This is a genomic window from Saccharopolyspora hattusasensis, from assembly GCF_050972075.1.
GTDB lineage: Bacteria > Actinomycetota > Actinomycetes > Mycobacteriales > Pseudonocardiaceae > Saccharopolyspora > Saccharopolyspora hattusasensis.
Map to the genome: position 1 here is coordinate 2,155,652 of NZ_JBPCDC010000001.1, position 13,551 is coordinate 2,169,202.

14 protein-coding genes are annotated in these 13,551 nt (G+C 70.5%); 6 read left to right on the plus strand and 8 right to left on the minus strand.

What is annotated here, in order from left to right; translation table 11 throughout:
* Window positions 1–12: 12 nt before the first annotated feature.
* From ACRXBZ_RS09425 to ACRXBZ_RS09450, 6 genes are all read right to left on the minus strand, one after another.
* The gene (locus tag ACRXBZ_RS09425; RefSeq protein WP_433878767.1) at window positions 13–471 is read right to left on the minus strand and encodes a nucleoside deaminase; all 459 of its coding nucleotides are present in this window, start codon (window positions 469–471) and stop codon (window positions 13–15) included.
* Window positions 472–525: 54 nt separating this feature from the next.
* Complete coding sequence (locus ACRXBZ_RS09430; RefSeq protein WP_433878768.1) at window positions 526–1,938, minus strand: RsmB/NOP family class I SAM-dependent RNA methyltransferase; 1,413 nt, start codon at window positions 1,936–1,938, stop codon at window positions 526–528.
* 304 nt (window positions 1,939–2,242) lie between these two features.
* Window positions 2,243–3,175 (minus strand): methionyl-tRNA formyltransferase, encoded by a 933-nt coding sequence (fmt, locus tag ACRXBZ_RS09435; protein WP_433878769.1) that lies wholly within the window; start codon window positions 3,173–3,175, stop codon window positions 2,243–2,245.
* A gap of 1 nt (window position 3,176) precedes the next feature.
* The gene (gene def, locus ACRXBZ_RS09440; protein WP_168584536.1) at window positions 3,177–3,722 is read right to left on the minus strand and encodes a peptide deformylase; all 546 of its coding nucleotides are present in this window, start codon (window positions 3,720–3,722) and stop codon (window positions 3,177–3,179) included.
* A gap of 211 nt (window positions 3,723–3,933) precedes the next feature.
* Window positions 3,934–5,727, minus strand: a complete 1,794-nt coding sequence (ggt, locus tag ACRXBZ_RS09445) for a gamma-glutamyltransferase (RefSeq protein ID WP_433878770.1) — start codon at window positions 5,725–5,727, stop codon at window positions 3,934–3,936.
* Window positions 5,728–5,994: 267 nt separating this feature from the next.
* Window positions 5,995–7,596, minus strand: coding sequence for a putative glycoside hydrolase (locus tag ACRXBZ_RS09450; protein WP_433878771.1), 1,602 nt, complete (start codon window positions 7,594–7,596; stop codon window positions 5,995–5,997).
* A gap of 171 nt (window positions 7,597–7,767) precedes the next feature.
* On the opposite strand from ACRXBZ_RS09450, the gene ACRXBZ_RS09455 reads away from it, so the two are divergent.
* Complete coding sequence (locus tag ACRXBZ_RS09455) at window positions 7,768–8,811, plus strand: polysaccharide deacetylase family protein (protein ID WP_433878772.1); 1,044 nt, start codon at window positions 7,768–7,770, stop codon at window positions 8,809–8,811.
* Here the strand turns inward: ACRXBZ_RS09455 and ACRXBZ_RS09460 are convergent.
* Entirely contained in the window at window positions 8,799–8,933 is a 135-nt protein-coding gene (locus ACRXBZ_RS09460; RefSeq protein WP_433878773.1) for a hypothetical protein, read from the minus strand. The two genes, ACRXBZ_RS09455 and ACRXBZ_RS09460, sit on opposite strands and share 13 nt — an antisense overlap.
* A gap of 21 nt (window positions 8,934–8,954) precedes the next feature.
* Between ACRXBZ_RS09460 and ACRXBZ_RS09465 the strand changes: the two genes are divergently transcribed.
* The 5 genes from ACRXBZ_RS09465 (at window position 8,955) to ACRXBZ_RS09485 (ending at window position 11,398) form a co-directional block, all read left to right on the plus strand.
* On the plus strand, window positions 8,955–9,179 hold the full coding sequence (locus tag ACRXBZ_RS09465; RefSeq protein ID WP_433878774.1) for a hypothetical protein: 225 nt from the start codon (window positions 8,955–8,957) through the stop codon (window positions 9,177–9,179).
* Between the two features lie 768 nt (window positions 9,180–9,947).
* Window positions 9,948–10,424 carry a transposase family protein gene (locus tag ACRXBZ_RS09470; RefSeq protein ID WP_433878775.1) on the plus strand — a complete coding sequence of 159 codons (477 nt, stop codon included), beginning with the start codon at window positions 9,948–9,950 and terminating at the stop codon, window positions 10,422–10,424.
* Between the two features lie 189 nt (window positions 10,425–10,613).
* A complete protein-coding gene (locus ACRXBZ_RS09475; RefSeq protein ID WP_433878776.1) occupies window positions 10,614–10,775 on the plus strand; it encodes a hypothetical protein in 162 nt (53 codons plus the stop codon).
* Window positions 10,760–11,131 (plus strand): transposase, encoded by a 372-nt coding sequence (locus ACRXBZ_RS09480; protein ID WP_433883835.1) that lies wholly within the window; start codon window positions 10,760–10,762, stop codon window positions 11,129–11,131. The genes ACRXBZ_RS09475 and ACRXBZ_RS09480 overlap by 16 nt, the downstream gene beginning before the upstream one ends.
* 111 nt (window positions 11,132–11,242) lie before the next feature.
* Window positions 11,243–11,398, plus strand: coding sequence for a hypothetical protein (locus tag ACRXBZ_RS09485; protein WP_433878777.1), 156 nt, complete (start codon window positions 11,243–11,245; stop codon window positions 11,396–11,398).
* A gap of 6 nt (window positions 11,399–11,404) precedes the next feature.
* Here ACRXBZ_RS09485 and ACRXBZ_RS09490 read toward each other — a convergent pair whose 3' ends face one another.
* On the minus strand, window positions 11,405–13,432 hold the full coding sequence (locus ACRXBZ_RS09490; RefSeq protein WP_433878778.1) for a primosomal protein N': 2,028 nt from the start codon (window positions 13,430–13,432) through the stop codon (window positions 11,405–11,407).
* Between the last annotated feature and the right edge of the window lie 119 nt (window positions 13,433–13,551).

Genomic DNA, 13,551 nt, shown 5'->3' on the forward strand with positions numbered 1-13,551 from the left:
GGGCTGCCGTGGTCACGGTGCGTCCTCGCCGATGTCCTCGTACCAGAGGCGGGGGTTGGCGCTGATGAAGTCGGCCATCAGCCGGGTGCACTCGGGGTCGTCGAGGAGCACGACCTCGACGCCGTTCCCGGCCAGCCAGTCGTGGCCGCCGTGGAAGTTTCGGGCCTCGCCGATGACGACCCGCCCGATCCCGAACTGGCGCACCAATCCGCTGCAGTACCAGCAGGGCGACAGCGTGGTCACCATCGTGGTCCCTGCGTAGGTGCGCTGCCGCCCGGCGTTGCGGAAGGCCGCCGTCTCGCCGTGCACCGACGGGTCGTCGTCCTGTACCCGGCGGTTGTGGCCGCTCCCGAGCACTTGCCCGTCAGCGCCGATCAGCGCGGCACCGATGGGAATTCCGCCCTCGGCGAGCCCCGCCTTCGCCTCGTCGGCCGCAACGGCCAACCAACGCCAGTAGTCCACTTCGGACACTGCTCGCTCCTCCATCACCAAGGCCCCGGGGCACCAGGCAGCCCCACATCATCGTCACACCCGCAGCAGGGCGCAGAACATCGCGTCGGTCCCATGCCGGTGCGGCCAGAGCTGCACGCCCGGCCCGTCACCCAGGTCCGGCACGTCCGGGAAGTACTGGCGCGCATCCAGCTGCTCGACCCCGGTGCGGCGCACGACGTCGGACACCACGCCCGCGGTCTCCGGCAGGTGCGGCGAGCACACGACGTACGCCACCACGCCGCCCGGGCGGGTCAGCTTGATCGCCGAGATCAGCAGCTCGCGCTGCAACTTCGTCAGCTCCCCGACGTCCGACGGCTGCCGCCGCCACCGCGCCTCCGGGCGACGCCGCAGCGCTCCCAGCCCGGTGCACGGAGCGTCCACCAGCACGCGGTCGAAGCCGGGCTCCAGGCCGGGGTCGCGGCCGTCGGCCACGTGCACCGACACCGACAGCCCATCGGTGGCCTTGCGCACCAGGTCAGCGCGGTGCGGCGCCTGCTCGACGGCGTCGAGCGAGCCGCCGTCAAGGGTGACCAGCGAGCCGAGCAGGTTGGCCTTGCCGCCGGGCCCGGCGCACAGGTCCAGCCAGCGCAGGTCCGAGCCCTCGACCTCCGGCCGGGTCAGCGCAAGCGCCACCAGCTGGCTGCCTTCGTCCTGAACCGAGGCGAAGCCCTCCTGCACCGGCTCCAGGTCGCCGGGGTCGCCCGCGCCCGCCTCCAGCCGCACCCCGTACGGCGAGTACGGCGCGGGGTCGCCGCCGGTGATCGCGGCGAGCTCGTCGGCGCTGATCTCGCCGGGGCGCGCGGTCAGGTGCACTGCTGGCCGGGCGTCGTCGGCGGCCAGCGCCGCCTCCAGCTCGTCGACGCCGAGCGCATCCGCGAAGGCCTGCGCGATCCACCGCGGGTGCGCGTACCGCATCGCGAGGTGGCCGACCGGGTCCTCGGCGCGCGCCGGGGCAAGCTTGTCGACCCAGTCCTGCTCATCGGACTCGGCGGCGCGGCGCATCACGGCATTGGCGAAACCGGCCAGCTTGGAACCGTTCTCGAACCGCACGATGTCCACAGTGGATGCGACGGCGGCGTGCGCCGGGATCCGGGTGCGCAGTAGCTGGTAGACCCCGAGCCGCAGGGCGTCGAGGAGCTTCGGGTCCAGCTCGGCCAGCGGCCGGTTGCTGCACTCATCGATGACGGCGTCCAGCAGGCCCTGCGCCCGGCAGGTGCCGTAGGTGAGCTCGGTGGCCAGCGCGGCGTCCCGGCCGGTGATGCGGCGCTGCTTGAGCAGCGGCGGCAGCGCCAGGTTGGCGTAGGCGTCGCGCTCCCGCACCGCCCGCAGCGTCTCCACCGCGGCGAGGCGCGCCGGGTCGATATCCGCCGGCCGGGCCGGGGTGGACTTGCGCTGCGGCGGGCGGGCCTTTGCCGGCCGGGACGGCCGGCGGCGGCGATCGTTCACCTGATCTCCAATCTGCGGATGCCCCGTCCTTCAGGGTGGGGAGGAGCAGATCTCGCGTGTCGGTCGCGTAGCGACCGCTGATAGTCTTGATTTCGGTAGGTGAGACCTACCACCCCCACGCAAGTGGGAACACCCGAGCAAGTACGTGGGTACCGCTGGTCGAGCGGGAACCCGGACCACCCCGGTCCGAACGCCTGAGTGAGATCGTGTGAGACCGAACCGCCACGGTGGGGACGCTGCGGTCGTTGAAGCAGGAAACTCAGTCCGCGAGGACTGAATCTCCTTCCTTCAGGGAGGAGAGAAGTCAATTGAGCCGTTCTCCTTGCTCGATACGGGTTCCGCGGGCCCAGTCGGTGGCGGCCATCCGCTTCTTCCCGGCCGCCTGCACCTCGCCCAGCGCGACCGCCGACGTCCCGGTGCCGACCAGCACGCGCCGCCGCTCCACCCGGATCTCGCCGGGGGCCGGCCCGTCTTCCACGTCGTCCACGATGGACACCGGGCCTAGCTTGAACCGCTCGTCGCGCAGCAGCGCCCAGGCGCCGGGGTGCGGGGTGACCGACCGGATCAGCCGGTCCACCGCGGCGGCCGGGGCGGCGAAGTCGACCTTGGCGTCCTCGACGGTCACCTTCGGCGCGTAGCTGACGCCGTCGTTCGGCTGCTCCTCGGCGCGCAGCGTGCCGTCCTCGATGCCGTCCAGGGTGGCGGCCAGCAGGCCGGCACCGGAGACCGCGAGCCGGTCCAGCAGCTCACCGGCGGTGTCGGTGGCGCGCAGTTGCTCGGTCACCACGCCGTAAACGGGCCCGGCGTCCAGCTCGGGCACCAGCCGGAAGGTGCTGGCCCCGGTGAATTCGTCGCCATGCTTGATGGCCGCCTGCACCGGGGCGGCGCCGCGCCATGCGGGCAGCAGCGAGAAGTGCAGGTTCACCCAGCCGAACTTCGGGATGGCCAGCGCCTTCTCCCGCAGCAGCGCGCCGTAGGCCACCACCGGGCAGCAGTCCGGGGCCAGCTCCTCCAGCCGCTGCAGGAAGTCCGGGGCGGCGGCGCGGGCTGGGGTGAGCACCTCGATGCCGTGCTCGTCGGCGAGGGCCCCGACGGGGGAACGCACCAGCTTGCGGCCGCGCCCGGCCGGGGCGTCCGGCCGGGTGATCACCGCGGCGACCTCGTGCCGGTCGGAATCCAGCAGCGCCTGCAGCGCGGGGACCGCGGGGGCGGGCGTGCCGGCGAAGACCACGCGCATGTCAGCGACCCCCGAACAGCGGGTGCGGGCTTTCCTTGATCACCGGCGCGTTGCCGTCGAACCACGCGGCCTGGCGGATCTCGCGCAGCGCGGCCTTGCGGGTCTGCTCGTCGAGCCGGTCGACGAACAGCACGCCGTCCAGGTGGTCGGTTTCGTGCTGGACGCACCGGGCGAGCAGGTCGGTGCCCTCGACCTCGACCGGTTCGCCGTGCATGTTCCAGCCGCGGGCCACCACGTGCTTGGCACGCAGGCAGTCCCAGTACATGCCGGGGATGGACAGGCAGCCCTCCTGGCCGAACTGTTCCTCGTCGTCGACCGCCGTCCACGTGGGGTTGACCAGGTGCCCGGCGAACCCGTCGCAGTGGTAGGTGAAGACCCGCAGGCCGACGCCCAGCTGCGGCGCGGCCAGCCCGGCGCCGCCCCGATCCTGCATCGTGTCCCACAGGTCCTGAACGAGGGTGCGCAGCTCCTTGTCGAAGTCGACCACCTCATCGGCCTTGGTGCGCAACACGGGGTCGCCGAAGAGTCTGATCGGCTGGACGGTCACTTGAACTCCCTGGGATGTCGACGTCGACGATTGGCGACCCGACGAGTCTAGTCGTCGCCCGGTCCAGGTCGCCTGCGTGGGAGTTCCGCTGTAGCGGCGCCGCGCCACCGGCCGTCGCACCCCGGTTTCCGCTGGTCAAATGCCGTGAGCACTTTTGGGTGCCATGGCGCCCAAAAGTGCTCACGGGTAGCTGCCGGGCGAATCGCCGGCCTCAGCGGGTCGGGACCACCACCGCCGCCGCGCCGCCGCCGCGTCGTTCGCGCTCGGCCGCCGCGACCCAGCGGCCGTCGGGCAGCCGTTCGACGCCCGTCGCCGAGCCGATCTCGCCGGTCGTCTTGAACTGGTGGCCGATGGCCTTCAGCTTCTCCGCCTCCGGCTGGGCCAGGAATCCCGGCTCCGCCTCGGTCTGCGCGGCGTTGCGCTGCGAGGCGCGGGGCTCCGCGATGGCGTCCACCAGCGATAGCCCGCGGTCCAGGCGGCCGGTGAGCACCTGCAGGACCGTGGTGATGATCGTCGCGCCACCCGGGCTGCCCGCCGCCAGCAGCGGCTTGCCGTCCTGCAGCACGATCGTCGGGCTCATCGAGCTGCGCGGGCGCTTGCCCGGACCAGGCAGGTTCGGGTCCGGCTGGCCGGGGGTGACCGGGGTGAAGTTGAAGTCGGTCAGCTCGTTGTTCAGCAGAAAGCCACGACCGGGCACCACGATCCCGCTACCGCCGGTCTGCTCGATGGTCAGCGTGTAGGCCACCATGTTGCCCTGGGCATCGGCCACGGTCAGGTGCGTCGTGTTCGGCCCCTCGTACGGCTCGACGGCGCCGGAGGTGCCCGCCTGGCAGCCCTGCGGGTTGCGCGGATCGCCGGCCGCGACCGGGGTCTGCAGCACGGCGTCGTCGCTGATCAGGCAGGCTCGGGAGGCCGCGAACTCCTCGCTGAGCAGTTCGTCGGTGGGCACGTCGTTGAACTCCGGGTCGCCCACCCAGCGGTTGCGGTCGGCGAAGCCGATCTTGCTCGACTCCAGGAACCGGTGCAGGTACGCGGTCTTGTCGGCGCCGGCGAGGTCGGTACGCTCCAGGATCTTCAGCGCTTCGCCGATGGTCGTGCCGCCCGAGCTGACCGGGGCCATGCCGTAGACGTCGAGCCCGCGGTAGGTCACGTGGGTCGGCGCCTGCTCGTTGGTCCGGTAGTCGCTCAGGTCGTCGACCGTCATGCCACCGGGACGCACCTGGCGGTTCGCGGCCGCGTCGGCCGGCGGCTGGTTCACCGCCTTGACCACGTCTGCGCCGATCTCGCCGTTGTACAGCGCGCGGATGCCTTCGGTGGCCAGCGCCTGGTAGGTGCGGGCGAGGTCGGGGTTGCGCAGCACGCTGCCGACCTCGGGGAGCTTCCCGCCCGGCAGGAACAGGTCGCGGGTCGCCGGGAAGGCGCTGAAGCGCTCCTGGTTCTCCTCGGTCTGCTGGCGGAACGTCTCGTCGACGACGAAGCCTTTGCGGGCCAGCTGCTCGGCCGGGCGCAGCACCTCGGCGAGGTCCTTGGTGCCCCAGCGGTCCAGCGCCGCCTGCCAGGTCATCGGGGTGCCGGGCACACCAATGCCGAGCCCGCTGGTGACCGCCTGGTCGAACGGGATCGGCTTGCCGTTCTCCACGAACATGTCCTCGCGGGCGGCGGCGGGCGCGGTCTCCCGCCCGTCGATCGTCTCGACCGCGCCGGTCTTGGCGTCGTAGTGCACGAAGAAGCCCCCGCCGCCGACGCCGGCCGAGTAGGGCTCGGTGACGCCCAAGGCGGCAGCGACCGCGACCGCCGCGTCGGTGGCGGTGCCGCCGCGCCGGAGCACCTCGATCCCGGCCTGCGTCGCGTACGGGTCGACGCTGGACACGGCACCGCCGAAGCCGGTCGCCTCGGCCTGCTTGGGCGGCTCAGGTGGCCCGCCCGGGACCGCCTGCGCCATCGGCGCGACAAGGGCGCACGCGGTGATCACACCCAGGGTGAGTCGAACGGGCCTCGCGGGCATCGCCACCTCCAACATCGACAAGGCCATACTCTGCCCAGTCTGCGCCCCCAATACAACAGCGGCGCCATGACAAGCGTTCGCCGCGCCGCAGGCCGATTTCGCGATAAGTTTGCGGCCTGCCGGTGGCGCGAGCACCGGCGATTTCGCGCGAAATCGCCGGCCCGCGTGCGGGAGAGGTGACGATTTCGCGCGAAATCGCCGCCGGCCCCGGGGCGAACCGCCAGCCCCGGCGAACCGCCAGCCCCGGCGAACCGCCGTCCTCCGCGGTCAACCCGCCGGGTTGAGGGCCGCGTCGTGGTAGCGGCAGTTGGGGGCCCACAGCAGGAACGAGTTCATGCCGTTGGCCCGCGCCGCGTTGATCTGCGCCGCCACCTCGCCCGGGCCGTAGCTGACGCCGAGGCTGAAGTCCTGCAGCCACGGGATGATCTGCACCTCCGTGCCCTCGACCGCCTTGGCGAACGCCGCCAGCGAACGGGCCACGATGTCGTAGGGCTGCGAGTTGGGGTTGCCGACGCCGAACTCCCCCAGAGCCCAGTGCGACGGGTACACCATCGGCGAGACGTAGTCCACGTACCGCGAGACCTGCCGGATGTCCTGGGCGATCTCGGTCGGCCGGTCCACCGAGATGCCGAATACCGACGCGCCCAGCAGCGCGCCCCGCGACCGCACCTCGGTCTGGGTCTGCCGCAGGAAGTCCGCGATCGCGGCCTCCGGCGTGGTGGTCAGGCCCGGGATGCGCATCTGCTCGATGTGCCCGTCGGGCCGCCGCACGTAGTCGTATAGGACGTCGTCGAAGCCGAGCTCGGCGGCCTCGGCGGCGAGGTCGATGTTGTACCGGACGACCACGGGATCGGAGAAGTTGGTGAACGCATAACTGCCGTAGGCGCCGCTGGTCCAGGGCTGCCCGGCGGCGGTCTGTACGACCCGCTCCGGGTGCCCGCCGTTCCAGGACGCCGCGCCCAGCACCGGGTCCTTGAAGGCGACCAGCCGACCGACCACCCGCACGCCCAGGCCGTGCAAATGGTCGAGGACCTGCCTCGCGTTGTAGTAGCCCTTGACCGCGCCGATCTGGTGGGCCATCGGCACCGCGGAGTCGTAGACAACCCCGCCGCTCTCGTCCTTGAGGTCCAGCTCGATGGTGTCGATCTTGCCTTGCCGGGCCATCTCCAGGACGGGTTCGCGCAGCGAGCCGCTGGTCCAGGCCAGCCCGGTCAGGTGCACCGCGCGCATCCCGGCACGTCTGATGTGGACGGTCATGGTCCGCTCGGCCCGGTTGCCCGCCGCGTCGGTCGCGACCACCTGGACCTCCCGGTCCGGCCGGTCGACGACCGCGCTGAACCCGCCCTGCGGATCGGGCATCACGGGCTTGCCGGCCACCTCCACCCGGGTGGCGTCCTGCACGGTCCCGGTGACCGTCACCGGCTTGTCCGGCCCGTCCGGCCGCAGCGAGTCCTCGACCTGCAGCGCAGGCGGCACACTGTCCACTGTGAACATCCGGGTGGTGGTGACCGAACCGAGCCAGGACGGGCTGCGTGGCACCACGACGCGCAACTCGTGCGGCCCGTCCGGCACGCCCGCCACCTGCACCGCTCGTGCGCCTTGCTGGTCGACCGTCGGGACTTCACTGCCGTCGATCAGTACGCGCACCCCATCGGCGCCTCCGGTCCAGATCTGGATCGAACCCACCTCGGCGGGCATGATCGGATGGTCCGGTAGCCCTGCGATTTCAACGTCCTCCGTGGACATGAATCTCGGCAGCAGGAAGCCGAGGCGCAGCACCACCAGGCTGCCCACCACGACCACGACAGATTTGGGCATGTCCGCCGGCACCGACTTGGCGCGGGCCGTGCTGGAACCAGCATCCGCCATCGCTTTCGCCTCCCGATTTCAGGCGAACTCGCGCGGGTGCACGAAATTCGTGCTCGATCAAGTTCTCGCCGGCCGCGATGACCGACAATTCCATCCTCGCAGCGAGCGCGGGAGATCAATGACCTCTTGGCGTATCCACAGCAGGGGAGCCGGTCTTCTACGTTGGTGGGGATGCGGTCAGCACTGCGGAACGTTCGCGTCGGCGTCGTGGCGACGGCGGCGGTCCTGCTCGCGGTCTGCGCAGGGTGCAGCGGCGAAACCGGCCCGGCGCAACCCAACGCGGTCGGCCAACCGCCCGCGCCACCCCCGCTGCCGGCACCCCCGCTGCCGGCACCGGAATCGATGGGCGCCAACGAGCTCGGCGACGTCCCGGTGCTCATGTACCACCGGATCGTCCCCACGCCAAGCAGCGTTTACGACCGCACGCCGGAGGATTTCCGCGCGGAACTGGAACGGCTGGCCGCCGAGGACTATGTGCCGGTGACCGCAACCGAATACGCCACCGGCCGGATCGACGTCCCGGTCGGCAAGCACCCGGTGGTGCTCACCTTCGACGACGGATCGATCGGCCAGTTCACATTAGACGGTGCGGGCGAGCCGGCGGCGGACACCGGCATCCGCATCCTGCTCGACGTCTCCGCCGCGCATCCCGGTTTCCGCCCGGTGGCGACCTGCTACGTCAACGATCCGCCGTTCGGGGAACCCACCGGTCGGCGCACCCTGGCCTGGCTGCACGAGCACGGCTTCGAGATCGGCAACCACACGCTCGACCACGCCAACCTCGGCCGCACCCCGGATGCCAAGGTGGGGCACCAGATCGCCGGGATGCAGCGGTTCATCACCGGTGCCGTGCCGGGCGTGCAGGTCCGGTCGATCGCCCTGCCGCTGGGCGTGCACCCGAAGAACGAGCGGCTGGCGGCGGATGGCTCGGCCGACGGGGTCGACTACCACCACGACAGCGTCATGCTGGTCGGTTCCAATCCCGCGCCGTCGCCGTGGTCGGCGGACTTCGACCCGGCCAACGTGCCCCGGATCCGCTCACAGGGCACGACCGGCCAGGACGCGCAGTACGGCTCCACGGCGTGGCTGGACAAGCTCGCCGCCGCCCCGGATCGCCGCTACACCTCGGACGGCGATCCGAACCGGATCTCCGCCCCGGCCGACCGGAAGACCGCGCCGTCGGCCGCGGTCGGCGCCCGGCTCTACGAGTACTGAGCCAGCCATTCCTCGCGGGTCGCCGCGTATTCGACGTCGCCCCGCGCAGCACCTTCGATCGGACCGCCCGGCCAGTCGTGGCAGAACGTCCGAATGTGGCGCAGCCCGACCTTCTCCATCACCCGCCAGGACCTCCGGAGCGCATGGACCGGCTTCCGGCCCCGATGACCGCCGACTACTCGGCTGCCTTGCGCACGCACCAGGTCTGGGTCGCAGAGGACGGCGATCGCGTCCTGGGGATGCTGGTGCTCGTGCCGGAAGGCGACGTGATGCCGTTGGAGAACGTCGCGGTGCGCGGTCCATCCCGACGCCCAAGACCGGGGTCTCGGGTGCGACCTGCTGGCGCTGGCCGACCGGGAGTCGGCTAGACAGCGGATGACCGAAATCCGGCTCTACACCAACGACGTCGTGAGCACCTCGGCTACTACCGGTGCCACGGCTACACCGAAACGGGCCGCGCCGAACAGGACGGCTACCACCGCGTCTTCTTCCGCATCTTCTTCCGCAAGCCGGTAGTCGCACCGTGAGGCAGCGCGGGGTCATCGTCTTGATGGTCCGCCAGAATCCGCGCTCGACGACACGAACCCACCCCGAAGGTGTCACCGTTCGAATACACGCGCTTGGAGCGTGCTTCATTCGGATCTTGATTGGTCGCGCCGTTAGTCCCGGCGCATCAGTTTCGCCCCACAGGAATGCAGGCAGTCCCATGTGGACGAGCGTGCTGTAAACACAACGAGATCAACTCCATCCGTGACTTACACGGAATTCGTGACAGGTCTTGCCTACATCCGGCCACCAGACCTAAGTCTGTCACCCGGTCACGGGAGGCCGCCAACGCGTTCCCATCGCAGCAAGGAAAGTTTCGCGCGACGAGCGGGTGAAGGCGTTCTGCGGAGCGGAGGCGAACGCAGCGGAGCTGCACGACCGGTCCGAAGTGCACTGGATCCGCGAGGATACCTGCATGCGCTGCTGGCACACCCCCACCCGCCCAGGGCTAAGGCAAGATCGCGCGGAGTGATCAACTCGGCTCGTAGGGTAGCCGGCCGGGTTGGCGTGCTGGGCCGGGAGATGGAGGATGGCCTCCTTCTGGGATCATGGAAATTGCGAAAAACCAAACTCCAGAAGAAGGCCATCCGTTGTCATTTTCTCATGGCTCGTCATGGGCGTCGTTTCCGGGTAGCGCCGACGGTGATGATGCCGATCTGGCGGAACTGATGAAGTTGCTCGGCAAGGTGCCGGATCGCCGTAAGCGGAAGGGCCGTGTGTACAGTTTGGCGTTCCTTCTCGCGGCGTCGTTGATCGCGGTGCTGGCGGGCGCGTCGAATTTCCGGCAGATCGCCGACCAGGTCGCCGATCTGCCGGCGTCGTTACTGCGGAAAATAGGTGGACGATGGTGCTGGTTCCGCGGGTTTTTCCGTGTCCCGGATACGTCCACGATCCGGCGCGCACTGGAAAATGTCGATGTAGCGAAGCTGGAAGGACTGATCGGGCCGTGGCTGCTGCGTCATGCCCGACACAACGACATCCGCCGGACAACCGAATGGATCAGCAGGGACCGCACACGAACACTCCCCGTCCTGTCACTCCAAGTTGCGGGGCGCAACACACAGTGATCTTGCCTTTGCCCTGCCCACCCGCCTGTGATCACCCGGGGCCGGCGCAATTTCGCGAGAAATTGACCGTCACCCGGGTGAACGTCAATTTCTCGCGAAATTGACACCCCCGGCCCAACCGAAGGAGAACCACCGATATTCTGGATCCGGCTCGGCACGTTCGTCCTGTTCAACCTGCTGATCCTCGCCATGCTCACCACCCAACTGCCGACCAGAGCCATCGCGTTCTCCACAGGCCAGCACGCCGGAGGCGGCGACGGCGCCTACGCGGTCTGGCGCCTCATAGCCGACATCGAAGCCGAAACCCGTGCCGCCGAACGTGGCGGGCCAACGAACTGCTGCGCGCGGTGATCGGTCTGTCGCCCAACCAGACCGGTGTGGCCACGACCGGCCACCAGGTTCGGAGGGTGTTCGAGGCGTTCTTCGTGTTCTGCGGAACGATCGGCGACAATGTCCCGGAGATTCAGACCCTGGTGCAGACCATCTCCACCTCGCGTGCCGCGATCGCCCGTGGCGTGCTCACCGGGCTCAGCAACGCGGCCGCCGAAAATGTCAACCGGCTGGTCAAACTCGGCTACCGGCGTGCGTTCGGGTTCAACATCGTCACCCACCAGCAACGCCGCTCGCGCTGCGTCGCTTCCCTATCCACTCGCCCCGAATGGCGACACACCGTCATCGCGACGTGTACACCATGCGTAGCAACGTGATTACAAGATCCCATCAGATGCGAAGAGCCGCCCAATGCAGCAAATGCTGCCGAATTCAAGAATCTCGTGGACGTGCACGGCACCGGAAACGTCCTTGAGCTACCGAAGGAGATGAGGCGTTACCGGACCGTGGAGTTCACTGGCTACCGCTACGGTTCGCGGCAAGACGACACGCTGGTGACGAACGTGCAAGTCGAGCCGTTCGGCCGAAACCGCAGCGCTGCCGTCGCCGCCGAGGTGCTGAGTCTGGCTCTGGAAGCCGAATGATCAGCCCTAGAGCATTTCCAGGGGATCCAGGCGGACTTGGAGTTCTGCGGCTTTCCGGGCCGCCCGGACGGCTTGGGCCGCGTGGAGGGAGCCCGCCAGGGCTCGGCCTTCGGACCGGTCGACGCGGACGATCAGGCGTTCCCGCTCCGAACTGCCGTCCTCGTCGACCTCGCCCAGCGGCACCGGGCCGAGGACTTCGGCGGTCGCAGGCAGCTCCGCCGAGTCCAGCAGGGCCTCGATCGCCTCCGGCGTGCCGTCCACCGCGGCGACGCGGCGGGCTGGCGGGAAGCCGAGCTCCGCTCGCTCGGCGAGTTCCAGGGATGCGAACCACGCCGGGTCCCAGCGCACCAGTGCTTGCACCGGTTGCAGCGACGAGTCGGCCATGACCACCACTCGCCCGCCATCGCGGGCGGGCCGGACCAGCGCAGCCGCCGCGAACCACAGCCGCAGCGCCGTCTCGGCCGCGCGGAGCTCGGGGCGGCCCAGCAGGGTTCGGCCGTCCAGCAGCAGCGCCGCGCCGTAGCCGCCTTCGGCGACCGGCTCGGCACCTGGGGTGCACACGATCAGCGCCGGCTTCGCCGGTACCTTCGCCAAGATCTCGCCCGCACCGGAGGTCCGCACCGACACGTTGCTGAACGCTCGCCCGAGCTCCTCCGCGGTGCGGCTGGCGCCGACCGCTACGGCGCGCAGCCGCCGCGAGCCGCAGGAGCTGCACTTGAACGCCGCTTCCGCGGCTCCGCACCAGCTGCACGCCGCCGGCTTCGGCACTCCGCCTTCGCTGCCCCCCGGCAGCGCCAGCGGCCCCGCGCACCGGCGGCATCTCGCTCGCTCGCGGCAGTCGCCGCACGCGAGCGCCGGCACGTAGCCGCGCCGCGGCACCTGCACCAGCACCGGTGCTCCCGCGCCTAGCGCGGCCCGCGCCGCTTCGAAAGCCACCGACGGCAGCCGCGCTGCGCGCGCCGCCGGGTCGCGGGCCAGTTGGGTGTCGTCTTCGCCGATCGCGGTCACCCGCGGCGCCGCTGCCCGCACTTCCGTGCGGTGCGCGACCAGTTCGTGCGCCCAACCGGATTCGGTCAGCAGCGCCGCTTCGGCGGTTCGGGCGAATGCTCCGACGATCAGCGCCGCTCCCGCCGCGTGTGCGCGTTGGGTCAGCACGTCGCGGGTGTGCGGGTAGGGCACCTGCGGGTAGCTGTGCAGGTCGTCGCCGTCGTCCCAGACCGCAGCGAAGCCCAGGTCGTGGACCGGGGCGAACATCGCCGCGCGGGTTCCGATCACGACGCGCACCGCGCCGCGCAGCACGGCAAGCCAGCGGCGGTAGCGCATCGACGGGGCGAGATCGGCGGCGAGAGCGACGACGCCTTCCTCCCCGAGGAGCGCCGTGCAGGCGTCTTGCAGTCGTTGCAGGTCTCGGTGGTCGGGTACGACGATCAGCGCGCCGCGTCCGGCCGCCGCCGCGGTGGCGGCGGCTTCGGCGAGGCGGGTGGGCCAGTCCTCGCCGGGTAGTGCCTGCCAGACCGCCCGAGCCGATCGCCCCGCGTCCACGGCGTCCAAAAAGGACGTTCCGTGCTGGTAACGGGCCCAGGCTCCGGCCGTGGGCCTGGGCGGCGGTGGTCCGGGTTCGCGGGGGGCGGATTTCTCCGCCGCGGCGTGCCGGGGCGGGATCGCCAGGCGCACCACGTCGGCGAGCATCCCGCCGTAGCGGGTGGCCACCGCGCGGGCCAACTCCAGCAGCTGCGGGCTCAGCACCGGTTCCGGGGAGGGGATCCGCTCGACCCAGGACAGGGTGCCCTGGAAGTCGGTGGTCTCGTTGCGCTCCAACAGGTAGCCGTCGACCAGCTTGCCCCGGAAGCGCACCCGCACCCGGCAGCCCGGCACCGCCTCGGCGTCCAGCCGGTCGGGTACCAGGTAGTCGAACGGGCGGTCCAGGTGCACCGGCAGCGGGACGTCGACCAGCACGCGGGCCACCGGTCGGGTCGCCGCCGCGGTCCGCTCTGCCGTCTCCCCCTTCCGCTTCCGGGGTTGTGCACCTGCCATGTCCCTTCTCTACCAGAGCACCCGGACCCGGCCGTCAACAGCACGTCAGAACGGACTCCCGGGCGTCAGGAGCCTCGTCCGGACATAGGTGGCGGGGACCACCCGGGCACACGCCCTGC